The organism is Leptospiraceae bacterium (assembly GCA_015075105.1).
Classification (GTDB): Bacteria; Spirochaetota; Leptospiria; order Leptospirales; family Leptospiraceae; genus JABWCC01.
Genome location: JABTUZ010000001.1, coordinates 227,924 through 252,186 on the forward strand (window position 1 = coordinate 227,924; position 24,263 = coordinate 252,186).

General features: G+C 33.3%; 23 protein-coding genes. 12 read left to right on the forward strand and 11 right to left on the reverse strand.

The genetic code is table 11. The features are described 5' to 3' along the window. Positions 1 to 48: 48 nt before the first annotated feature. The 7 genes from HS129_01180 (at position 49) to HS129_01210 (ending at position 6,877) form a co-directional block, all read left to right on the forward strand. A complete protein-coding gene (locus HS129_01180; GenBank protein MBE7410668.1) occupies positions 49 to 1,605 on the forward strand; it encodes a hypothetical protein in 1,557 nt (518 codons plus the stop codon). Beyond that, positions 1,606 to 2,619, forward strand: a complete 1,014-nt coding sequence (locus HS129_01185) for a DUF2157 domain-containing protein (GenBank protein ID MBE7410669.1) — start codon at positions 1,606 to 1,608, stop codon at positions 2,617 to 2,619. Further along, positions 2,616 to 3,698, forward strand: a complete 1,083-nt coding sequence (locus HS129_01190; GenBank protein MBE7410670.1) for a DUF4401 domain-containing protein — start codon at positions 2,616 to 2,618, stop codon at positions 3,696 to 3,698. The genes HS129_01185 and HS129_01190 overlap by 4 nt, the downstream gene beginning before the upstream one ends. Beyond that, positions 3,695 to 4,174 (forward strand): GDYXXLXY domain-containing protein, encoded by a 480-nt coding sequence (locus HS129_01195; protein MBE7410671.1) that lies wholly within the window; start codon positions 3,695 to 3,697, stop codon positions 4,172 to 4,174. The genes HS129_01190 and HS129_01195 overlap by 4 nt, the downstream gene beginning before the upstream one ends. Before the next feature lie 21 nt (positions 4,175 to 4,195). Further along, positions 4,196 to 5,026 carry an amidohydrolase family protein gene (locus tag HS129_01200; GenBank protein MBE7410672.1) on the forward strand — a complete coding sequence of 277 codons (831 nt, stop codon included), beginning with the start codon at positions 4,196 to 4,198 and terminating at the stop codon, positions 5,024 to 5,026. Positions 5,027 to 5,089: 63 nt separating this feature from the next. Continuing rightward, positions 5,090 to 5,791, forward strand: a complete 702-nt coding sequence (locus HS129_01205; protein ID MBE7410673.1) for a TrkA family potassium uptake protein — start codon at positions 5,090 to 5,092, stop codon at positions 5,789 to 5,791. A 6-nt stretch (positions 5,792 to 5,797) separates the two neighbouring features. Beyond that, a complete protein-coding gene (locus tag HS129_01210; GenBank protein ID MBE7410674.1) occupies positions 5,798 to 6,877 on the forward strand; it encodes an A/G-specific adenine glycosylase in 1,080 nt (359 codons plus the stop codon). Between the two features lie 6 nt (positions 6,878 to 6,883). On the opposite strand, the gene HS129_01215 is transcribed toward HS129_01210, so the two are convergent. Both HS129_01215 and HS129_01220 read right to left on the reverse strand, forming a co-directional pair. Then, on the reverse strand, positions 6,884 to 8,065 hold the full coding sequence (locus HS129_01215; GenBank protein ID MBE7410675.1) for a hypothetical protein: 1,182 nt from the start codon (positions 8,063 to 8,065) through the stop codon (positions 6,884 to 6,886). Continuing rightward, a complete protein-coding gene (locus HS129_01220; GenBank protein ID MBE7410676.1) occupies positions 8,062 to 8,850 on the reverse strand; it encodes a FecR domain-containing protein in 789 nt (262 codons plus the stop codon). Before HS129_01220 ends, HS129_01215 begins: the two co-directional genes overlap by 4 nt. Before the next feature lie 329 nt (positions 8,851 to 9,179). Here HS129_01220 and HS129_01225 point away from each other — a divergent pair, with 329 nt between their 5' ends. Continuing rightward, positions 9,180 to 9,827, forward strand: coding sequence for a Crp/Fnr family transcriptional regulator (locus HS129_01225; protein MBE7410677.1), 648 nt, complete (start codon positions 9,180 to 9,182; stop codon positions 9,825 to 9,827). Positions 9,828 to 9,890: 63 nt separating this feature from the next. Continuing rightward, on the forward strand, positions 9,891 to 11,126 hold the full coding sequence (locus HS129_01230; protein ID MBE7410678.1) for an NnrS family protein: 1,236 nt from the start codon (positions 9,891 to 9,893) through the stop codon (positions 11,124 to 11,126). Here the strand turns inward: HS129_01230 and HS129_01235 are convergent, their stop codons facing one another. Further along, entirely contained in the window at positions 11,127 to 11,594 is a 468-nt protein-coding gene (locus HS129_01235) for a hypothetical protein (GenBank protein MBE7410679.1), read from the reverse strand. It abuts the gene before it with no gap. 21 nt (positions 11,595 to 11,615) lie between these two features. After that, complete coding sequence (locus HS129_01240) at positions 11,616 to 11,858, reverse strand: hypothetical protein (protein MBE7410680.1); 243 nt, start codon at positions 11,856 to 11,858, stop codon at positions 11,616 to 11,618. A 111-nt stretch (positions 11,859 to 11,969) separates the two neighbouring features. Between HS129_01240 and HS129_01245 the strand changes: the two genes are divergently transcribed. Beyond that, complete coding sequence (locus HS129_01245; GenBank protein MBE7410681.1) at positions 11,970 to 13,025, forward strand: glycosyltransferase family 4 protein; 1,056 nt, start codon at positions 11,970 to 11,972, stop codon at positions 13,023 to 13,025. On the opposite strand, the gene HS129_01250 is transcribed toward HS129_01245, so the two are convergent. Next, positions 13,022 to 14,203: a hypothetical protein gene (locus HS129_01250; GenBank protein ID MBE7410682.1), complete on the reverse strand. Its 1,182-nt coding sequence runs from the start codon at positions 14,201 to 14,203 to the stop codon at positions 13,022 to 13,024. The two genes, HS129_01245 and HS129_01250, sit on opposite strands and share 4 nt — an antisense overlap. Positions 14,204 to 14,207: 4 nt before the next feature. Further along, positions 14,208 to 15,488 carry a malate dehydrogenase gene (locus tag HS129_01255; GenBank protein MBE7410683.1) on the reverse strand — a complete coding sequence of 427 codons (1,281 nt, stop codon included), beginning with the start codon at positions 15,486 to 15,488 and terminating at the stop codon, positions 14,208 to 14,210. Between the two features lie 546 nt (positions 15,489 to 16,034). On the opposite strand from HS129_01255, the gene HS129_01260 reads away from it, so the two are divergent. Both HS129_01260 and HS129_01265 read left to right on the forward strand, forming a co-directional pair. Then, positions 16,035 to 16,493, forward strand: coding sequence for a DUF1564 family protein (locus HS129_01260; protein ID MBE7410684.1), 459 nt, complete (start codon positions 16,035 to 16,037; stop codon positions 16,491 to 16,493). Between the two features lie 180 nt (positions 16,494 to 16,673). Beyond that, complete coding sequence (locus tag HS129_01265; protein ID MBE7410685.1) at positions 16,674 to 17,435, forward strand: GerMN domain-containing protein; 762 nt, start codon at positions 16,674 to 16,676, stop codon at positions 17,433 to 17,435. 24 nt (positions 17,436 to 17,459) lie between these two features. On the opposite strand, the gene HS129_01270 is transcribed toward HS129_01265, so the two are convergent. The 5 genes from HS129_01270 to HS129_01290 form a co-directional block, all read right to left on the reverse strand. Beyond that, positions 17,460 to 19,163, reverse strand: coding sequence for a hypothetical protein (locus HS129_01270; GenBank protein MBE7410686.1), 1,704 nt, complete (start codon positions 19,161 to 19,163; stop codon positions 17,460 to 17,462). Between the two features lie 473 nt (positions 19,164 to 19,636). Then, complete coding sequence (locus tag HS129_01275; protein ID MBE7410687.1) at positions 19,637 to 20,131, reverse strand: DUF4395 domain-containing protein; 495 nt, start codon at positions 20,129 to 20,131, stop codon at positions 19,637 to 19,639. 56 nt (positions 20,132 to 20,187) lie between these two features. Next, entirely contained in the window at positions 20,188 to 22,440 is a 2,253-nt protein-coding gene (locus HS129_01280; GenBank protein MBE7410688.1) for a cation:proton antiporter, read from the reverse strand. Positions 22,441 to 22,527: 87 nt separating this feature from the next. Next, positions 22,528 to 23,934 carry an NAD(P)(+) transhydrogenase (Re/Si-specific) subunit beta gene (locus HS129_01285; GenBank protein ID MBE7410689.1) on the reverse strand — a complete coding sequence of 469 codons (1,407 nt, stop codon included), beginning with the start codon at positions 23,932 to 23,934 and terminating at the stop codon, positions 22,528 to 22,530. 2 nt (positions 23,935 to 23,936) lie between these two features. Next, positions 23,937 to 24,257 (reverse strand): NAD(P) transhydrogenase subunit alpha, encoded by a 321-nt coding sequence (locus HS129_01290; GenBank protein MBE7410690.1) that lies wholly within the window; start codon positions 24,255 to 24,257, stop codon positions 23,937 to 23,939. Between the last annotated feature and the right edge of the window lie 6 nt (positions 24,258 to 24,263).

Consider the following 24,263-nt stretch of genomic DNA (forward strand, 5'->3'; position numbering starts at 1 on the left):
AGAATCAAAAAATATAGAAAAAAGGTTTGAATATATTGGAGAGTGAGTTTGGAAGAAACAATAAAAACCGAATCAGTAGAGACAGAGCTACCTAAAATCACCGATAAAAAGAGATTGGCTATCTGCGGGGGCTCCTTAGGCAGAGAAGAAAAATCTATGGTAAGAGGGCAAGTGGTGGATGTTGGCATCACTGATCTGATGAAAGCTGACGGGCTTTGGGACTTAGTGACCGGACTTTTTGCAGGTCAGGAAAAAGTGATCACTCCTTTTTTAGATTTTAGTCTTGCACCGGTTCGTAAACCAATACTTACAATTGAAATCTGGAACGAGAAGGAAGATAAGAAAATTTTAGAAACCGAAGAGTTTCGCGGTGATGAAGATGGATTTTTTACATACAATATTCAAAAGAAGATGAAACCCGGAAAGTATATTTTTCACGTAATGTTTAAAGGTATAGATTCTTACAGACAATACACTAAGGACATTGCTCATCTGAATTCCCATGAAAACAGTGAAATCACAAAGTCTATTGTTGGAAAGGGGAAGCTTAGAATTCTGCCTGAAGATTTTCAGGATTATCTTACCACATCGGATATAGATCAAACTTATTTAGCGACCGATATTGAAACAGCTAAAGGAAAATTGAGTGCGTTATTTGAAACCCCAGATCAAAAATTGGCTCTGCCTGGAATGCCAGAATTTTACAGGAAGTTAAGAGGTGCAACGAAAGACACGCCATTGTGTTTTATTTCTGCAAGCCCTCACTTTTTTCGTCGCACTTTATTTTCTACGATTCGTAGAGATCGCATCGAAATTGAATCTTTGCATTTAAAATATTTAGAAGGCACAATTAAAGGCGTAATAGATAAAGTATTTCATACATTGTTGAATGTTGATGACTTTTTGCAGGAAGGGGTTACTCCTGCTATGGAAAGAATTAAGAAATTTCTTGGTTCCTCTTATCAAAGCCTATTTGATCAATTGACTTACAAACTTTCTATACTTCTTCAAGACAGAATATACCAACCAAAGAATGCAAAAGAAATTTTACTCGGAGACAATACAGAAAGCGATTATTTTATATTTTCCCTATATCAACTTATTCTAACAGGAATGATTGAAAAAGAGAGCTTGGAAGATTTTCTCTACAATTTGAATTTTCTTGGAAGGGATGCAGTGACTCGCGACAATGCTAAAAAAATTCGGCAGCTTGCAGACGAGTGTATTGCAACTCATGGAAAGAAAAATTCTGTGCATTTAGTTTTAATCAATATGACAAATATGGGGCCTATGATAGATGAAATGTGGAAAAATGTAAAGGATGCGTTACCGGAGAGTATTAATCTGAATAGCATTCCAGATTTTAAAAACTACATTTCTACTGAGGGCGCTGTCGGTTTTGCGGTCATCCTGCAATCTCTCGGATTATTCGAGTTCAATGATGTAATAGATATTGCTACAAGTATGGTAGGTGGATGGAACGGGAAAAGAGTGGTTGACGAAAATTATTTACTATCTCTAACAAGGATTTTGAGTGTTCCTGAATACGCCGAAAATGAAAAGGCAGTATTGCACGAAGTCATAGAAAAAGCTCTTCGATATTGAATGAATTTTGAAAATAAAAAATCTGACTCTGATTGGTTGAAAGGCTTAGTTCGAGACAGATTTTTAGATTCGAGCAATTTTAATAAATCAGAAAAATTAGTAGGGTTACATCCTTCTTCAAAGGAGTGGGCGTTAGCGATAAACTACTATTTATTATCCCTAGGGTCTTCTCTATTTATAGTAGGCGTAGTTTTCTTTTTTGCATACAATTGGAAAGACTTACACAAATTCTTGAAACTTGGAATTATTCAATTTCTTTTTCTTATATTTGTTTCATTTAGTGTTTGGAAAGGTTTAGAAAATACCATTGGAAAAGTTTTTCTTTTTTTGGCATCGGTTTGTATCGGTATATATTTTGCTGTATTGGGTCAGGTCTATCAAACCGGGGCAGATTCCTATGAACTATTTTTACTATGGACTTGTTTGGTTACTGTATTTGCATTTTTAGGAAAGGACGAGAACTTACTTTTTTTTTGGGTACTACTTATCAATATAACCATGGTATTATTTTGGAATGAAAGAGCTTTATCTTTAGGCGGTAAATCTACTATTCAATTAGTCGAATTGTTGTTCATTCTAAATGTTATTTCTTTTTGTTTTTGGGAATATACTTTTTTTAATCATAAATTTTTGATTAGGAAAAGATGGCAGTCGATTGTATTTGCACTTGTATCGGTTGCTTGTATTTCTATTGCAGTTTTGATTTATCTAATGGGGGAACATGACATCCTAGGAAAATCGCTATATTTTTATTACAAAGTAGTTCCTTGGTCTTACATCTTATTTTTACTCATATTCTTGTATTATGTGATTTTTATTGTTTATGATTTGTTTCTTACTGCTGCAAGTTTCTTAAGTTTGATAATAATTACTATCTCTGTTATTATAAGATTCTTTAAACTTGACTCAAAAGATTTTTTAGTGTTGAGTTTACTTGTTATAGTTGAGGGAACTGTCTTTGTAATGTTGTTAAAAAAAATCTCACTCATTCCAAAATCGAGAAGATCATCATGATTTTTGGTGGAAATATTCTTTCCAGAAAAGAGACCTTACTCAAGATTCAGGAAATTGGTTTACTCAATTCACAAGAAAGTGCAGATAATATTTTGATAAAACAAAATCAAAAAAATGAATCACCTTGGTTTATTCGAGTATTTATTGGAATCAGTGCTTGGCTAAGTACTGGTTTATCTTTGATTTTTTTATTTTCAGTTAAGGCAATCTCAGGGAACGGCTCTTTACTTTTAGGAATTCTTTTTCTTGTTTTTTCTATTCTATTGACTGTGTATAATAAAAAAAATGATTTTTTAGAACAACTTTCTTTAGTCTTCAATTTTTGCGGACAGATATTTATAGCTATTGGGTTACACTCGTTTCACTTTAAATATTTAGATACTCTTTCTACTTTTGTATTTTTAGAGATCGTACTTTTTATTCTTCTGCAAGATGAATTTCAGAAGATTCTTTCTGCGAGTTCTGTTCCCATTCTGCTTGCGATTATATTCATAGAATTACATTTAGAAATTTTGGTTCATGTATTGATTTTATTTCAAGCGAGTTGTATCGTGTTTCTCTTTGAAAAAGAAGAATATATTTTATCGAAGAAATATTGGCTTTTATTTGAGAAGTCTTTGCGATATTCAATGATTCTATCTTTTTTAAGTCTAATGGGTTTGATTTTTATAATTCGTGATCGCGGGCTTTCTATTTCACATTGGTATATTTCTGGGGTAGGCATTACTATCTGTGTCCTTTATTTGGGTTGGAGTTTGATTCACCCTGATAAGAAAATATTTCCTATTAATACAAAATCATCAATAGGAATATTTTTTGTAATTGTATTAGGATTTGTTTCAGCATTTGCACCCGGAATACCAGCTTCAATTTTAATTTTAATAATCGCACTTTCAAAAAAGAATTTATCTCTTTTTGGAGTTGGAGTATTATTTTTAGTTGCGTTCTTATTCGGATATTACTATAATTTGAATCTTACTTTATTGATGAAGTCTGTAGCTCTAATGATTTCGGGAATTTTTCTATTGTTATTTCGATTTCTATTTTTAAAAATTTATTCGGAAGAAATGATTTTATGAAAACTCGTATTTTTATTGTATTGAACGCAGTAATTTTTTTTGCCATAGCAAATTTTTTTATTTTTCAAAAAGAGAAAATTCTAAAAGAAGGAGATACTGTAATACTCGCACTTGCACCTCTTGATCCTCGGTCTTTAATACAAGGAGATTATTTGGAAATACGTTATGCGATTTTCTCTCAGTTCAAAAGTAAAAATGGATTTTCAGATGGTTATATTTTTGTAAAAAAAGACGATAGGGGTATTTTTCAATTTTCAAAAATAACTGACTTAAACGGAAGAGCTGAAGCAGCAGAAATAAAAATTCGTTTCAGAGAAAGAAGCTATTCTGTGAGGATTGGAGCCGAATCATACTTGTTTCAAGAAGGTGAAGCTCAAAAATACGAAAAAGCAAAATATGGAATGCTAAAAATTTCTGGAGAAGGGGAGGCTATGCTAATCGCTCTCTTGGATGAAAAATTAAAACTGATTCAGTAAAATATTTAGAGTAGGGGAAAAATGCTAATAGACTTTCATGTTCATTATTTTCCAAAACCAATATTTAAGGCGATTTGGAAGTATTTTGAAACTCACACTAACGGGCTTTGGAAAATTAATTACAAATTTTCGCGGCAAGAAATTTCTAACGCTTTGAATGAGAATGGAGTAAAAAGATTCACTACTTTAGTTTATGCTCATAAAGCAGGAATTGCAATGGATTTGAATCGATACATTTGCGAAGAGTCCGGTAAGAATTCATCTATGATTCCATTCGGAACAATATACGCTGGTGACGGAAATGTAGAAGAAACTGCAAAAAAGATTTTTGAAGACTGGAAATTTTCTGGTATAAAGCTACACCCGTTTGTGTCCAAAGAAAACTTGGACGATGAAAGATTTTTTCCTGTATATGAGATGATGGAGGACAAGGGTAAGGTATTAGTATGTCATCCGGGATCTGGTCCGGTTTACACCCAGTTTGATGGTGCAAATAGACTTAGAACAGTCTTGGAGAGATTCCCAAGACTAAAAACAGTAATTGCCCATTGTGGTGCTTTTGAATACGGAGACTACAACAAGATTTGTGATGATTTTGAAAATGTATATTTTGATACAGCGATGAATTGTGTGCATACTATTGTTTTTGAACACAATTGTCCAGGAAAAGAATTTTTCATAAAGTACCAAGATCGAATTTTATTTGGATCGGATTTTCCAAATATTCCTTATGATTACGTTGAGCAATCCAAAGGAATTAATAAATTTCAGTTAGGAAGCGAGATAGAAAATAAAATAAAATTTTTGAATGCGGCAAAACTATTGGGAATAGAAAAGGATTTTCTTTCATAAGATTAATTTTTATGAAGATTGACTTTTTTCTGGTACTCCATTTATTATAAAAAATTAGGGTTTATGAAAAAAAAGAGAATTGCTGTAATCGGTCTTGGAGATTTTGGAAAACACTTAGTTCAATATTTATTTTTAGAAGGTCATGAAGTAGTCGCTATAGATAAAAATGAAGAGGTCATCCACGAGATTCGCAACGATAGCACCAACGCAATTTGTCTTGACTCTACAGAAGAAGATGCTCTTAAATCTCAAGGACTCGATGAGATGGATTTTGTTGTGTTGGCTGTTGCTGACGATTTTGAAACACTGATAATCACCGCAGATATTTTGAAAAGAATTGGAGTCAGAGAAATCCATGCAAGGTATCAGACTGATTTGCATATAAGAATTCTGAAAATGCTTGGAATTACAAATATTTTTAATCCGGAAGAAAATGCTGCAAAAAATATGGGAGAACAGTTTGGCTATTCCAATATAAAAGGGAATACTATTATTTCAGATGAGTATCGAATTTCAGATATTATTGTGCCAGACTTTTTTGTAGGAAAGACGGTTGAGGAAGTCGGATTAAAGGAAAACTATGGACTACTTTTGGTTACAATAAAAAGATACAGGGTCAATTCTCAGGCAAAAAGAAAAAGTGACGATATGATTCTGGAAGTTCTTGGAATTCCTTTGGCTACTACCCCATTTCGTTCCAAAGATATTATTTCTGTGTTTGGAAAACATGAGGATGTAGAATATTTCTTGGAAAATATTCGATAAATTTATTTGTCAAAACTCGAATTCACAGATAAAAAAAAATCATTATTGGAAGATTCAAAAAAAAAACTTCTGCTATGGTTTTTGAAAAATAAAAGAAATCTACCATTTAGAAAAAATAGAAATCCTTACACTGTTTGGGTGAGTGAGGTCATGCTTCAACAAACGAGAATGAATACTATTTTTCCCCTCTATCAGAATTTTATAAATCGATTTCCAAATATTAAAATTTTATCGGAGACGACCGAAGAAGAAGTCCTTTCGTTTTGGAAAGGACTTGGATATTACTCCAGAGCGCTAAATTTAAAGAAAGGGGCAAAGTATGTGATAGATCACTTCAGTGGAGAGATTCCATCAGAATTAGAAAAATTGATCCAAATACCCGGCATCGGAGCTTATACTGCAAGAGCTATATCATCTATCGCTTTTCATAAGCCTTATGCAGTTCTTGACGGAAATGTGAAAAGAGTAATTTCCAGATTGTTTTTATTTGAAGAAATTGTCGGTACTGCTAAATCAGAAAAAAAACTTCAGGGATTTGCAGATGAATTTTTAAATACAAAATTTCCGGGAGACCACAACGAAGCAATGATGGAGCTGGGTTCGTCTATTTGTAATAAAGTTCCAAATTGTGAAATCTGCCCACTATCTTCAGTTTGTATAGCCAGAAAATATTTCAAAGAAAAAAAAATTCCTATCTTTCAAAATAAAAGAAAAAAAATTCCGATAGAATTGCATTTTTTATTATTGAAAAAAAATGAGAAAGCTCTAATGGTAAAGTATAGAAATAGACGTTTCTTTAAAACCATATTTACTCCACCTTTTGTGATCATAGGTGAGAAACTCCCAGCTGAATACAGAAATGAAAAATGGATAGAAGAAATTTTCCTTTCTAAAAAAAGAATAGAATACCCTTCTTTTAGAAGTCACTCTATCACTCACCACAATATTAAACTAAAGGTTTCTAAAATAGAATACGACATGGGCTATGATAATGATTGTGAAGTAAAGTGGTGCAAGCTAAATCAATTGGAACAAAACTTTCATTCATCTATCGCAAGTAAGCTAATGAAAATAATTTCAGACTAAAGGGGCTTACTTTATTTTTGTGTTCAAATTTTTCGGATTTAGGACTTCGATCCCGGAAATATCTTTTACTGCAATATTCCCCGAAAAATCTTCTGCAATAATTTTTATTGTTTGTTTTCCTGAATCAATAAGCTCTATCGAGTCAGCATAAAATTCCATTGGCTTATTGTTTAAAGAAAACTGTATCCATTTTACACCTGAACGAAAATCGTTTGCAGTTATTTTAATTTTAGAATTCAGTTTAAAGAATTCTTTCCCAGAAGGAATATCTGTGAAAATTTCCGGTGGTGTTGTGTCGTGGTAGAATAGAAATTGCTTTTCCGATTTATTTTCAAGGTTATCGGTTGCGCGAACTGTTAATACCGAATTTTTATTGGAGCAGTATTCAGGAATAGAAATTGATTTCTCGCCTTGCAATTGTTGAAAAGAATTTGTGCTTTCTCCATTCGAGTTAAAAGAATATTCGATTGATTTTAAACCAACTCCTACATCGAACGCTGTAATTTGAAAATAGGAATTCTTTCCTGTATAGTAAAATCTTCCCTGGTTGGAAATATTTTTTGGTGAAATCGAAATTTCAGGAGGTGTGCTATCTAAGTAGAATTCAGTTTCTTGAATTCTTTCTCTGTTCCCTAATTGATCAATCGTGTAGTATGAGATTATGTTTCTGCCTTCTTTTAGAAAATGGAATGTGTCTGTGTATTTCAGCCATTCTCCACTATTTAGTTTATAGAATGTAGTTCCGGATGTAGCGCCTGTATTTTCAGTGTGAAACGAAAAGTTGATACGATTGGACACATACGGCTTATTCTCATGAATGTAAACGTCTAACTTCTCTTTCTCTTCAATTTTTTGAACTAAGGGAGTTACAGGTTTTTCAACCATCATAATTTTTATTAGGAATGGTTTAGAAAAAAAACCGTGTATATCGTGCTTTCCGATCCCTGCTACCCTTCCGAATAGATTCTCATTTATTTTTTCACTTAATGGAAGTAGGATAGAATTTTTGTTTGTGGTTTCTTCGTGTATTAGATTAAAAAAACTTTTGTCTTTGGAAATTTGCAATAGATATTTTTCTGATCTTTCGTCTTTTTCCCATTCAATTTGTGCAAATTTCCCTTGAGCGTAAATTGTTTGATTGAGAGTAACACTGAATAAAACATAGAGATGAAGGTAAAAATTTTTCATTTTGGTGGAGTTTTAACTTTGATTTCACCCGGTAATAAAAATGGTTCCATGGGAGGCTCACCTTTTTTCACGATAGTCCCATACCCTTTTTGTAAAACTACAGTTTTGCCCTGTGCCTTGACATCTACCACTCCGGTGAAGCAAGAATATTTAGAAGTTTCTTCTTTGTCTGTTGAAACACCAAACACAGTTCCTCTTACACCAGCGTGAGCGCTTGGCGTAACCAATTTAAAAACAGTGTCTTCGCCAGGAATTTTCCTGAAAACAAAAAATACAGCTTCCCCAAAGTTAAGCTCAGAAGTCTTGACTTTGTCTTTTTTGATTGTTAGAGTAGAGTTTTGTTTTAGACTTATAATCACTTCGGGGTCGTCGAAATAATTAATCTCAACTGCCGAATTTTCACTTGTAGTAATTATTTCGCCTTGATGAAGTAAAGCTCCGATTTTTGCTTGTACATTTTCGTTACCAGTTTTTAAGCTTACCTCTCCCTTTAATTTATCAATCTTCGCTACCGGTGTATTTTCTTGGCTTGGTTTTTTTGCGAGGCTATCGGGAATTTTTAATTCTAACCCGGGCTTAATCAGATTTGGGTTATCAATTTTATTGAATTTAAGGAACTCTCTCCATTTTCTTGGGTCATTTAACTGCTCTTTGGAGATTTTAGTAAGGGTATCCTTTTCTTTGACTTTATAAATTTTAAAATTTTCGGCGTTAGTTGAGGATGGGTATATTGAAATAGAAAGGACTAAGAAGTAAACTGAATAAATTTTCTTTAAATCGACCATGAAATCCACTTAATTTTATATTTTTTTCTCTTTTTATTATGTAAACAATTAAAGTAGAAATATTTTTCCTATAAATGGCGTACCTGCAAAAAGTCGTTTTTTGAAAAAGCAATTGTTCAAAAAGCCAATAAAAGTGCCATTTTCTAGCGTTGTAAAAAGCCCTGGTTTTTGCAGTAGCGTCATAAATTGTATTTTTTCAGAAAATAGGTGAAAATATTGCTGTATTTTTATTTTTTCAGCATGAAACCGCGGTAGGGTTTACAGATTAGCGTATTTGGTTATCATTGTTTATTGTATCGTAAAAATCGCAAATAAACCTTGAGGTTCGTATGACAAACGTAAAATCAAAACAATTTTGGGATATAGTTCCGGGAAATATTAGAGATGAAGTAAAAAGTATCTTAGTCCATAAAAAATTTTTTCCTGAACAAATTGTGTTCAATGAAGGAGATACTTTTAAGGGATTTTTTGTCGTAGAATCCGGGAAGTTTAAATTGTACAACATTAATTACGAAGGAAAAGAAGCAATTTTGCATATATCATCAAAAGGGAGACTGATTGCTGCCCCTCATTTATTTCAGGAAATTTCCTATTATCCTGCCTCATGTGAGGCAATCGAAGAGGGTGCTTTGAGTTTTTTTGACAGAAATATTTTTAAAAAACTTTTATTGAAAGATCCAGAATTTCTATTTGAATTTTCTGCTTTGATTGTGGACATGATTTTTACTTTAAAGCAAAGGCTTACATCTATCATGTTGAACGATGTAAAGCATAGATTGCTGTTGTTTTTTGAAGAAACGGGTGGAAAGGATGAATATGTGGGAATCCCTATTCAAAAAAAACACCTTGCCCTGATTCTTGGAACTACCCCGGAGACCTTGAGTAGGAGTCTAAAGATATTAGAAGACGATGGCATTATTTCTCACAAAGACGGAAAATATAAAATTCTCTCAGAGAGAGGAAGCCTCAATCAGTAATTTAGAAAGTTATTTGATCTATATCAATTACCTTTTAAGATAAATAAAATAGGATTATAAAACATGAATAAATTAAAGCAAATAATAAATAAAACAGACGAGCCGTATAGAATATTTTTCCCACTTGGAATTTTAGGGGCTTTGATTGGTGCGGGTATATGGATTCCTGCGTGGTTGTTACAAAAGCAATTTTCTTTTTTGAGTCCTGAAATACTTTTTTTTCTTCCTAGAAATAATTATCCGATCCAAGAGCATATTTTGATTTTATTCAATTTATTTTTGTCTCCAATTGTTGCGGGGTTTGCACTTACTGCCATACCAAGGTTTACTGCTACAAGTCCTATGAAGCCTGCATTTGTGGGAGTTTTGTTTTCTTTGTATTTGTCTCTATTTGTGTTCTTTTTTCTGTATTCATACCCGATCTTTTTTTATTCTTTTAGTTTTTTGTTTTTCTTTTCTTTATTTTACTTTACTGCAAAAAGATACAAAGCATCGGGTTTTAAATTTCCTGGGTACCTTCAAGTATTTTTGGCAGGACTCTTTTTAGGTGCGTTAGGCGCATTGTTTATTTTGCTTAGCTTATTTTTAAAAAATGAAACTTTTTTTGCAGGAAAAATTTTAATATTTTATGGGATGCTTCCTCTAATAATTATAGGAATAGGTACAAAATTGATTATTCCTGTAACTCAAGGGCAAAATCCGCAAGTAAGAATGGCTTGGATGCAAAGAGCAGAGTCCATTCCTCCTACTCACACTTTAATGATGATTGTTGTATTTGGACTTTCTTTTGTATTTGAAATTGTAGCTTTATTCCATACAGATCTTGAGTGGGTTTCAATCGTTTGCAGAGCATCCAGACTTGGTGCTTTGGTATTTTGGTTTATTCGATATTTCCATATCTTGGAATTTAAAAGTTTTTCGGGAAGACTGTCCGTAACAATTTATATATCTATTTGGATGTTTTTACTCGGACTATTAGGTCATTCGTTTGGAGGAAGGTATTCTGCGCACTATGCTCATATATACTTTATTAGTGGAGTCAGTCTATTCATCATGTCTATTATGTCCAGAGTAGTGATGTCTCATGCCGGTAAAGATCTCGCCTACGAAAAATCATCCAATATTTTTCTAATTTTTGCGAGCTTGTTGATTATTGCAGCATTTAACAGAGCTACTGCATTTTTCTTGCCGGAAAGAACTTTTTCTCATTTAGCTTACGCCTCGATTATTTTTATCGTTGCGCTTTTAATTTGGGCTTTTAAAATAGGAAAAAATATTTTTGAGGTACCAAAAGATTAATTATTTTCCGATTAATTTTCTTAATCTAATCGGAATTTCTTTTAAACTATTGTATTTTTTCTTTTTACCGTTTGGCATGGTAACGTAATAGACTCCATTGATTACTTCCATAAAAAAATCATCGGGATTTTTATTTTGAGTAGGATTAGATCTTTTATCCAATTCGTGTACCATTTTTTGGTATTTCTGCGGTAGCTTTTCCCACGACGGAAAAGACTTCACAATTCCATTTTCATTTACTGTATATTTCCCATCCTCTTGTAAGATTTTTGTTCCGAGATAGTCAAACATTTCTACAATAGAAAGTTTTTCCTTTTTTTTATTTTGGGGTGGTTCTGTTTTTATCTTAATTGATTTTAGAAAATTTTGTCTAAAAGAAATATTGAATAAAAGAAGTAAAAACGAAAAGAGTGCAATGACGAGAGAAATAAAAAGAGCCATTTCTGAAAACTGAAGAGGAAAATTCAATTCAAGTCACTCATCTTAAAATTATTTTATTCGGTACTCCATATTTTTACATTGAATTGGAGTCGGGTCTGTAGAATTCCAGCTATTGCAGTCTATGGCAGATATGACTTTTACACAAGTATCGATATCCACTTTTCTGCTTTTTCCGGGCATGAAGCTGGTAATATTGTGATGGGTTCCGCAGGCAGAATCTTTTGCTGCAAACGCTTTTATAATTTTTGAATTGGATTCTTCAAAACTATAGTAAAGAGGTTTGTCGTTCATGCAGTAAAAAAATTGAGAGGAAAGTATTAAAAATAAAAAAATCTTCTTCACTTGTTTTATCCTATTGAAAATAAAGAAAGTATGCAGAAAAAAATAGGGATAGATTGCAGGATGATAGAGCATTCAGGAATCGGCATACGAATCGATTCTTTGGTAAATGCTTTGCTTGAAAACAATAAAATGTTTAAAATCTATTTATTTGGTGATCCGAAAAAACTGATAAAATTTTCCTATCAAGCTGAAATTATAGACTATCAAGCCAAGATTTATGGGATTCGTGAGTTTTTCGGTCATGTAAAAATGTTGGATATGGATATATTAGACATTCCGCATTTTAACATTCCGATATTTTTCGTAAGAAAATGTATCGTAACTATTCACGATATAATTCCTTTTAAGATGAAAGAATTTCACGGTAGTTTGTTAAAACAGGTTTATATAAAAATTGTATTTTGGATAATTTTAAAATTCTCAAAAAAAGTAGTTTCTGTTTCTGAATTTACAAAAAAAGACTTAATAGATGAATTTCACTTTTCACCGGAAAAAATTCGAGTTATTTACAATGGGATAGATAAGAAAATTTTCTATCCAAGAAAAATAAGGGATATTCAAAACTTTAAGAAAAAATATTCTCTTCCTACAAAATACTTTTTAACCATAGGGATCGGGAAAAAACACAAAAATGTAGAGTTTTTGATTCGATCTTTGAATTTTGTTTGGGAAAAAAAGAAGAGAAATATACCTCTTGTAGTCGCAGGTATAGGAAAAGAAATTCCAGAGTATTTAAAAATCGAAGCAAGTAACCCAAACCCAAGAGTAATAATTTTTCCGAGAGTTGAAATAGAGGAGCTTGCCCTTTTGTATTGCGGGGCTTATTTCTTTATCTATCCTTCATTGTACGAAGGTTTTGGATTTCCTGTTTTAGAGGCACAAAGTTGTTGTTGTCCTGTGATTTCGTCTAACGCATCTGTTTTACCTGAGGTACTGCAAAATAGCGCATATTTTTTTGATCCGAAAAGTGAGGAAGATTTTTTGAAAGTATATTTGCAAGCAACTAAAACAGATTCCTCTCGAATGAAATTTATTCAAAAGGGATTCTGGAATGCAAAAAGATTCTTCTGGGAAAAATCAGCCTTAGAAGTTCTTGAGGAATACTCTTTACTCTAAATATCGTTTGGAGGAATAGGTAAATCGTTTGAAAAAGCACATTTTTCATACCATCCGGGTTCTAAATGATCCCCAAGTCTGGACTTATGTTTTTCGTTTTCAATAGCCACTACTTTGATTGGTTGAGATGCGAGTCTGTGTTTGCACGGAATTTCAGGGTTTTTACAAACTACTTGGGTTGACTTAGGTTTTGGGTAGGCAAGTGCAAATTTTCCGTGAGGGCACTTATTTTCTACCTTTCCTATATCTGAGCCATAGGTAAAAAATTCAGTATATTTATTAAAAAATCCCACAAACCCTTTGATAACAGGGTTTGGAAAATATCCTTTTTGTGCTTGAAGGGAAATGTCATACATTACTTTTTCGGTTGAAGATTCTTCATTTGCCAATAGTCTTTTTTGAAAATTAAAATATTCTACTAATTTCAAAATTATTCTTGATAATTCTACTGGATCAGAATACCAATTATCTCTTTTGTCTGCATTCAGATATCGTAACTCAATTCTGTTGTGTCCGTCGATGATTTTGGATACTTCTTTGGCAATTTCTTTTCTGTCGATTTCACTTGCAGAAAGTGCATCATGGTTGGATTCTCCTCCAAATATTTCTTCTTCTTCCCATTTAACCGAATTCATGGTTGTATAATCGTGGAGCATTCCTGCTTGAAATAAATGAATTAGTTCTGAATAGGTTAAATTGTCTTTTTTTTGGGTTGCATATAATCCAATGCTTGTCAGTGTCACTTCAAATAAATGGTCCAAAACTGCCGATTCATTAAACATAGTAAGAATCATAAATCCCAGGAAAAATTTATTTTTTAAAGCACTTCGGATTACCCTATCCATATCTACCTCTGTGGATTTGAGTAGATGGGCAGGAAAGGAATAAGAATTCAGTCCAAGTAGTTTGTCTGATTTGCTGATAACCATAGAAATTAGGTGGGATTCGAAATATTCTGTATTTTCAAAACGAAGAGTTAATTTTTCATCTAACCCTCGGTTGATGAGGGATTGAAGGATAGTGTCTTTTAACGGTCTTTTTGCTTGAACTAAAACTCTACCTTCTTCATCTTTGATCTCATCTTCTAATCTAAGATAGTCTAAGTTCCCAAGGAATTCTCCAAACTTATAAATTTGTCCAACTCGATTTGTGAAGAAGTATTTTCCGTCGTGTTCCATGTTTTTATTCTCGTTGGATTTTTTTCAATTCTTGTATGTACTTTTCTCTTCCTATGTAAGGAATTCTTGCGACTTTTGAATTTACCGCAGCCTCAGCCACTGCTGGAGCTACTTTGAATAAAGCTCTTTTATCGAATGGCTTCGGGATTATATAATCTTTTCCAAAATGGAACTTCTCTCCGAAATATGCTTTTGCAACTTCATCCGGGACAGGCTCACGTGCAAGCTCTGCTAAAGCATACGCTGCTGCAAGCCTCATCTCAAGAGTGATTTGTCTTGATCTGACATCAAGTGCACCTCGGAATATATAAGGAAATCCGAGGAGATTGTTTACTTGGTTAGGGAAATCACTTCTTCCTGTTCCCATAATCAAATCATTTCGTACAGAGATTGCATCATCATAGCTGATCTCTGGGTCAGGATTGGATAACGCGAAAATAATAGGATCCTTAGACATTTTTTTTACCATTGATTTTGAAACTATATCTTTATTAGACACTCCAATCAGAAGGTCAGCCTCCTCCATGATTTCATCCAGAGTTGACTTGTCTGTGTTTCGTATAAATTGCTTTTTTATTTCGTTTAAGTCAGTTCTTTTGTGGTTGATAACACCCTTCGAGTCAACTAAAAATATATTATTCATTTGAATACCGATGTTACAAATCATATAAGCAATTGCAACAGCCGCAGCCCCCGCACCACTGATGACTACTTTTATTTTTGATGGGTTTTTTCCATTGAGATAGAGTGCATTTATGAGCGCCGCAGTTACTATTATAGATGTTCCGTGTTGGTCGTCGTGGAATACAGGGATATCCATTGTATCAATTAGAGTTTGTTCTATATGAAAACACTCAGGGGCTTTAATATCTTCTAAATTGATTCCACCAAAGGTAGGCTCCATTAATTTTACGGCACGAATGAACTCTTCGGGGTTTTTTGTGTCCAACTCTATATCAAACACATCTATTCCGGCAAATTTTTTAAACAGTACTGCCTTTCCTTCCATTACCGGTTTTCCCGATGCTGCTCCAATATCTCCAAGCCCCAAGACTGCGGTACCATTTGTAATGATTCCGACCAAATTCCCCCTATTTGTATATTGATAAGATAGATCCTTATCTTTTTGAATTTCTAAACAAGGGTAGGCGACTCCAGGTGTGTAGGCTAAAGATAGGTCGTGAGAATTGGAAGTTGCCTTTGTTGATACCACTGAAGTCTTTCCCTTGGGGTAGTCAGAATGGTATTTTAGTGCTTCTTCTTTTTCTGTGCTTTGAGATGCCATAGATTTTATTACAATATGTCCATAATTCTAAAAAACCCTTTAAAATAAAGGCTTTTATGTGTATGGATTTCTTTGAGGATTCTCTAATTGTGTTTTTTTTCCACTAACCCAACTTTTTTAGAAGTTACGTATTTAGTGCTGATTCAGTACTTTTCGTGCAAAAATGTGGGAACTCCAATTCAGAGGACTGATGCCTGATGTCTGAGGTCAGAAATAGTGGAGGTGGAAATTTTTTTCAATTAGATTTTCTTTTTATATAAATGTTTTGAGTTTACGCTTTTAGTGCAGATTTTTCACTTTTCGTGTGAAAATGTGGGATCTCCACTCTTTTCAGTAAAGTGCATGTTTTACACCAATTGTTCACCTTTTATGCAAAAATGTGGAACTCTACTTTTTTGGGATTTTGAGAGATTACACATTTAATGCAGATTGGGGACATTTTAAAAGCTAAATAAAATTTCTTAAAATCAGTAAAATTTTATTTCTATTAGTATGTTTTTTTACCTTATCATAGAGGACAGAGAATTTTATTTTAAGGAGAAATTTATGAACCCGGAAAAATTTGAGCGAACTCAATCGAGTCTGCTTATTCCAGAAAAATTTATGGATGAGTTTAATTCGAGGACTGAAACTATTTCGAGAGAAGATTACTTGCACGAATTGCTGGAGAGATATAGGAATGTGTTACTTTGGCGGACTTTTGAAAAGTTGGATTGTGTGAAGACGGTGTATCAGGAAGAAGGGCAAAATTTGCAAAAGAAGAATTTTCGTCCAGAGAATGCAGATTGGATTGAGCTAGGTGAGTTTGCTCAATGGCTTGGTATTTCCCGAACGGCTCTTTTTACTCTTCTTTTGTTACTTGACATTGCCGGATGGGACATAATCATCCCTGCCAAGTTCTATGACTTTGGAGTTCCACCCAAGGTCAGTTCTATTGCGGTAGGAGTTTACCTCTCCAAGAGAAAAACTATACGATACAATAGGCTGATACGACATAAGATGTAGCAAAAAAACAAAAAAAGAAGAAACAAAGAAAAGAGAGCCTTGTAATAAAAAAAATCTATAGAGAAACTGTGTAAAAAGGTAAAATAAAAATAATTAATTATAAGCGATTAGGGATTTTAACAGTTCAGATGCTTTAAAATATCTTCTACATGGGTAAACTAAATTAACCGAAAATATAGTGTGGCAGTTCCCGGAAATACCTCTGAACAATTTAAATCATTTTTATATCTTTTATCAGGAATTCTGTTTGTATTGGTTCTTTTAGATAAGGGGATAAACAAGAAAAATATATCTGAAGCAGAAATGGCTCAACCTAAAGGTTTTAAAAATATCGGTAAAAATTTTGTAGATAAAATTGAGACAGTCCGGCAAGATAAAAATGAAAAAGTAGAAAATCCAAGTTCAGAGAAACTTTCTGTAAACGATGAAACAGAGATCTCGGAAGATTCTTCTATCCCTCTTTTTGAAGAACCGGATGAGCCTGCAAGTAAAAATATAGAATCTTTGTATGTGTATTTTTTAAAGTTTTACGGGAAAGGAAATAAAAGTCATTCAAGGCTTGCTCGTGTTGCCAGAGAATCTGGTGAATCAACACAGAAAAATATTGAGATTATACTAAATGAATTAATTAAGGGTCCGAATGCAGAAGAAAAAGAAAAAGGAATCCTAAATGCAATTCCATCAAAATTACTCTATTCAAAAGATTTTGTAATTCAAGATGGAATCTTGCGCATTAATTTGAATGATGAGTTTGGGTATGGAGCTGGACCTGAAATCTTAAAAGACAGGATAGACCAACTAACGTATAGTTTGCTGCAAATCCCTGAAATAAGAGGAATCTCTATATCAATAGGAAATAAAAAAATTCATTCTTTAGGTGGGGATGGAGTTCCGATTCCACCTGTTCTTGTGAGAAATCAAAGGAAGGTTATGTATTTTTAAATTTATGGACTGTAATAAAAAAAATTATTTGAAAAGAAGTATATCAATCCTATTATTTTTAAAAAAAGCGTAGTCATTGATTTGTAAAAGTAAAGGCTCGACTTCACCAATCCCTCTAAATGAAAACCTGTTAAAAAAGAATTTTTTTTCATATAGCTTCTCAAAAATATTTCTCGCACGATTTTCTGTTTTCAGTAAATTTTCATGATTGTCTCCAGGTTGAGAAGCATGAGATTGAATTTCAACTTTATACCCGGGGTAATAACTTAAAATAGATTTGATTTGTTTTAAATACCTTGATTCTGATTCTAAGATTTTTCCTTCAGGAACAGAGATTCGAATCGATGAATTATTCATTACTGCTAAAATTCCGGTAGCAAAATTCTCACTTCTTAGAAAAAACTCTTCATTTAGATCGTCTATTCCGGTAAATTCTAATTCCAATTGAGATAGAGAGCCAACCAAAATTCCCTCATCACTCAATCCATCCCATACAATTGTATCGGATGGATTGTTTAGTCCTGTCCAAGATTTTAATTTAGTTCTATGCATTTTTCCGTTTTCTATATATTTTTCTATTAGATATAAATTCCATGAATGAATTTTTCGATTATAAATTTTTAGTCGAATTTCTAAAAAATCATCCTCGCCATCTCCATCCGGAGTGAAGTTTTTTGAACTGAAAGAAAAGTCAGTTTTGATTCTTTTAGAGTCGATAGAAAAGGTTTTTTCGTAAGAGCTTACAAGAAACCCATCGGATTGAATTTCTAATTTATAAAAATATACTCCATCTTGAAGAATCTCGTCTGCTTGATTTTTTAAATTCCATGTAAATTCATCAGGAATTCGTTCGCCATTGGACTCATAAATAATTTCTTCTTCTTTTGATTTCTTTTTAAATATCAAAAATTTGTAGTGGTCTAATTTTAAGCGTGGTGGAACGATTGGAGTAAATACCGGAAGATTTTCCTTGTTTTGTGCGTTAGGCGAAAAGATCGGCAAATTCGATTGGATATCAATACTTTTCATTTCTTGGTTTAAAACTATCCCATTGATTTGGATATGAATTTTATTTTGAGCTTTGTCTTCACCTGTGAATTGGTAAGTATAAGTGCCATTGTCCAATAGAATTCCTCTATCATTTCTTCCATCCCAGTTCAAACTAAAAGGTACATTTTTGGTATCCCATTGATAGGTTTTCACAACTTCATTTTTATCGTTTAAAAATATTCCTTGCCACTTATCCTCGTAGCTACCCTTGATAGTATGCTTGATATTCAGTGTGTCTTGGATTTTGTCTTTATTTGGTGAAAAATATTTTTGATCGATTTTTACTTCGGCTTTCGGATAAACTGAATCTAAAAAAACAACTCTTTCTGTGGATGTAAGCTCTCTATCGCTATCCGTAGTCAGTGAAAGGTTACAGGTGTATTTACCATCTGGCAAAACTTTTCCAAGAAAATCAGTTCCAAGCCAAAGAATTGAGTTTGGTAATGGAATATCGAGTGGTTCTAATTGATTATTATCAGAAAACAAATATAGAAGAAAATTTTTTCTCCTTTTATGTCTTGTATCTGCTTGAAAAGTTTTCACTATTTTCCCGGATTCATCTGTTATAGACAGAACCCAGTTTTTTAAACGCAGTGGGTTTTTCCATTCTATACTAAATTTTAGAAAATCGTTGTATCCATCGTAATTAGGAGAAATAAAATCAGTATCTGTTTTCAAAATTATATCATCTGCATATAGATAACTAATTGAAAAAAAATATACGCAAGATATTAGAAGTAAAAATTTATAAAAATTCATCTTACTTACAAAAATTAAAAAGTAAAATTCAAGTCATTAGAAAAAAATGGCATTGTTTGTTTTTGATTATAGTTGAAGTGAGTACTCAGAATAATATTTTTTTGAAAAATTGTTGATTTGAAATATAATTCATTTGCGTATAAGAAAATTACCATCGCACATCTGCAAAAAAATCTTTCTTGGGAATAAATACGCTCAAATACTTAAAGCAAAAATGCAATTTATGACGCAACTGCAAAAACCCCTTTCAGGGCTTTTTACAACGCTAGAAAATGGCACTTTTATTGGCTTTTTGAACAATTGCCTTTTCAAAAAACGACTTTTTGCAGGTACGCCATTTATTAGTGATACCCAGTTCTTGCTTAATTTGTTTGCAAGTTGGGTAGTAAGCGTTATATATCAAAATTAATATTACTGCATTTCTCGCAAACCGATTCTGGTAATAGCTTCCATTTTACAAGATAGGAAAACATAAAACAACCGGCACAAAAGCCAAGAGCTAATTCTAAAAACGCAAAAATAGAAAGAATGCCAAAAGTTAAAATAAATAGAAACTCTTCTCCAATGTAAAAAAATAGAATTCCGACTATTGTAAAAATTAACCCTATAAGTTGAGCGAATCTTTTTGGCGGACCGAAAGCCATTTTAGACGGAAGGTTTAGGGTGGGTATGATAAATTTTAATGCAAGTATTGACATTAAATCAAATTTTGGTCCATACAATACTCTTGCAAAAAATCCGTACAAAAGAAAGAAGGCGGGTATTGATGATTGTGTTAATATAGATAGAACAGAAAAAATAACTACAGAAAGTGCGATAATTTTTGCTGCAGACTCATTAATCAGTTCTGGAAAATTTCCTATTTTCATATAGCCATGATCTTGCATTTCTAAATAAAGTCAATATTTATCTTTTTGGATGATATAGAATTGAACTTCTTTGATTATCTATAAAATTTTTTAGGTGGTTTTAGAAGTAGTATCGAAGAATTTAACTCTTTCATCCATTCATTGTTCAGATTTTTCATCACCCTCCAGTATTCCATATCGACAAGGGTAAGGTCATAATATTGAATATAGGAAGAGCTAAGTATATTATTGTGAATAATTCGTATAGGATTTATTTTTTTTCTTTTAGAGTTGTAATGAAAAAACTTTTTTAATTTTTCTTTAGAAAAATCTTCATCGGGATTTTCAACCAATATAGAGATTTCGCTTTCACAATTAATGTAATACCTTCCGGCAATTTCAAGAAGTGCGTCATTTTTCGGGTTATAGTAATGGAGAAGTATTTTTTTGGTTGATATAAATCCTTGATCTATAAAAACTCCCACTCCACAGTTTAGCTCACGTATGATTTCTCCTACCTTTCCACCTGTAACACTATCACCAAAAATTGTTCTTGCTGCACCCAGAAAAAGGAAGTTAGGCGAAATCTGATTTACGTATTTTGTAATATCTTTTTGTACGTCGATAGAAATTGAAAAAACAGGTCGAACTTTCAGGTCGAGTTCATTTGCAAGAGAAAGAATAGGCGAGAAAAATTTTTCTTCTCTTTCGTTTATATTCTCCGTGGGAATTGCAGAATCGGAAGGTGGAGAAAAATGAAGTGCAAAAGCCCATTCTTTCTTTTTTCGGTTGATGAGTCCGCTTATAAGTTTTATAAAAGAAATTCCTGATTCGGATGGACCAAAAGTAAAGGTAATTTTGAATTTTTTCTTGATAGTTTTGAGTTTGTCTTTTTTTCTTTCAGGGAATAAATTTCTTTTTTGAATCCATGTAAGTAGAGGTCCTGTCATAAAAGTTGTAACAATTGCCATAATCACCATCATTGTGAATATAGAAGGGCTTAGAACTCCGAGGTCGTAACCAATATTCAAAATTATAAGCTCCATGAGTCCTCTGGTATTCATTAAAGCACCAAGTGAAAGTGAATCTTTCCAATTCATTCCAGAATATTTTGCAGCGATAGAACTCCCTCCGAATTTTCCAAGAACAGCAACTGAAATTATCAGTAAAAGTGTAATCCAGTGATCGCTTTCATTCAATAAATTGATTTGTGTTCTTAGTCCTGTGAAAACAAAAAATAGAGGTAAAAGAAAAGTCATGCTAATGTCTTCTAAGCGATCCGACAGTATTTTTCGGAATTTTGTCGATGCAGGCATCACGACTCCCGCAAGAAATGCACCGAATAGAGCGTGGATTCCAATCATTTCTGTAAACAAAGCAGAGGAAAAAAGTAGGACCAGAACTGCCGACATGACTCCTTTTCCTAAAATTTCTCTGGAAGCATAAATAGACCCCATTCTACTCAAAAGTGGTTGAATAAAATAAATCATTATACCGATATAGATCATGGAAAGGACGATAGTTGTCATCGCAGTAAGAATTGTTCCTGTCTGTACTACAGTTACAACAACAGCAAGTGCGCACCAAGCGGTGATGTCATCAACTGCAGCGCAAGTCAATGCCATCGTACCGAGCTTTGACTTAATAAGCCCTCTTTCTTGAATGATTCTTGCCAATACCGGGAAAGCAGTGATACTCATGGCAATTCCCATAAATAAAGAGAAAGACGAAAAATAAATATTTCTTGGTGCATACTTTTCAAACAAGAAGATTGAAGTGAATGAGCCTAAAAGAAATGGAATTACTACACTTGCATGACTTGTAAATATGGCAGCCTCTGTTTTTGCTTTGATTTGATGCAGGTCGAGCTCCATTCCGATGATGAACATGAAAAAAATAAGACCTATTTGACTTAAAATTTGGAGTTGCTTTAATGATTCTGTAGAAAATACAATTGCACTCAATTCTGGAAAAACTAAACCGAAAAAAGAAGGACCTAATAAAATTCCGGCAAGAATTTCACCAATCACCATTGGTTGTCCGATTTTTCTGAAAAACATTCCGCAAAGTCTTGAAAATAGAATGATCAAGATTACTTGAACAAGTAAAAGCGGAAGAGGGAGGTTGACTAAATTTTTTATTTCTTTAAATGAAAAGCTCTTACTTTTCTCGGATTGAACTTCATTGATGGAATTTGAGTCTTGGTTGTTTGTTTTAGTGTTGAAATTTTGAGTGTTTTGTGACTCTAAATTTTTTCCATATTTTAATATAAAAAATATTCCAAATCCAAAAACTACAAGCATGGTAATATACGCAAAATAGTTAGTTTTTAGATTTAGAATTCTCATATATATTTTCTATCTCTATTTTTATAGAGAAGTAATAAATTTCTATTGTCTTAGAAAGTATTTTTCAATAAAGCTGTCTTTCTATATTCAATAGGCTTCTACTTCAGATACTAATTTTGCTAAAGTTCCTTTTGCATCCCCAAAAAGCATTTTAGTTTTTGCGTCATAAAACAATTCATTATCAATTCCTGCATACCCTGCGTTCATACTTCTTTTCATAACTATGATATTTTTTGCATTGTCAACATCCAGAATAGGCATTCCATAAATTGGGCTTTGCGGGTTGTTTCTTGCAGCAGGGTTTACTACGTCGTTGGCTCCGATTACGAGAACTACATCAGTTTGAGAAAACTGTGGATTGATTTCGTCCATCTCTAATAGTTTAGGATAAGGCACATCTGCCTCTGCAAGTAAAACATTCATGTGACCGGGCATCCTTCCAGCTACAGGATGAATCGCATAACTTACCTCTACTCCTTTTTCTTCGAGTAACTTATCCAATTGATGACAGGTGTGTTGTGCTTGTGCAACTGCAAGTCCATAACCCGGCACAATCACTACTTTTCTTGCGTTACTCATTAAAATTGCAGCATCCGTAATAGATACTTCTCTTACAGTAGTGTCTGTAGCCGAGCCAGAGCCTCCACCAGAAGAGCTTGCACCAAAACTGCCAAAAATCACATTGAATAGAGACCTATTCATCGCAGTGCACATCACAACTGTAAGGATTGTTCCGGCAGATCCGACAAGGATTCCACCTGTGAGCATTACCTTGCTGTTGTATAAAAACCCAGCAAATGCAGCAGCCATTCCTGTAAATGAATTCAATAGTGAAATCACTACCGGCATGTCCGCTCCACCGATAGGGAGCACGAATAAGATTCCATAAAGAATAGATGCTCCAAACATATAGTAGAATAAATTCATGGCTTCTTGGGGGCTATTTTTAGCTAAAATAAAATACCCCAATACAAAGGTAGATACTAAAACGAGAAAGTTCACATATTTTTGTAAAGGGAAACCAACCGGTTTTTCTATTGCCTTATACCCTTGTAGTTTTCCAAAAGCAATCATACTTCCTGAAAATGACACAGAGCCGATTAACATTCCGAGTAGAATTACGATTCCTGTGGTATTCATTAAACCGGATTGGATATCGGGGTGGTGGTTGAATTCCACTAAAGAAATTACAGCAGCACAGGCTCCCCCCATACCGTTAAACAAGCTAACCATCTGAGGCATAGCTTTCATGTTTACTTTTTTTGCAGAAACAGTGCCTAGGATTGTACCGATTGCAAGTGCAGAAATAATATAGATATAGTTTTCTGATTTTACGGTGCTTACGAACATGGTAAGTATTATTGCAAGCCCCATACCGAGTGCAGCCAGCCAGTTCCCTTTTCTTGCAGAATCCGGGTGTGAAAGCATTTTTAAACCAATTACAAAAGATACAGAAGCAAAAAGATAGGCTAATTCAATTAAAGGTGTGTTCATATTCATTTCTTTACCTTGGATTTTTTCTTAAACATTTCGAGCATTCTATCAGTAACTACAAAACCTCCAACAACGTTTAGAGTGCCGAGTATCACTGCTAAAAAACCGAGTACTATGGCAAAAGTATTGTCGCTCTCAGCACTTCCCATGACTAAAATGGCACCAACTATTACTACCCCGTGAATCGCATTGGCTCCACTCATTAAAGGAGTGTGAAGTACTGCGGGTACTTTTGAAATTACTTCTACTCCAACAAAAATAGACAGTATTACAAAATAAATCATGTTCAAATTGTCTAAAAAAAATTTTGATAGTTCTTCCATGTCTTC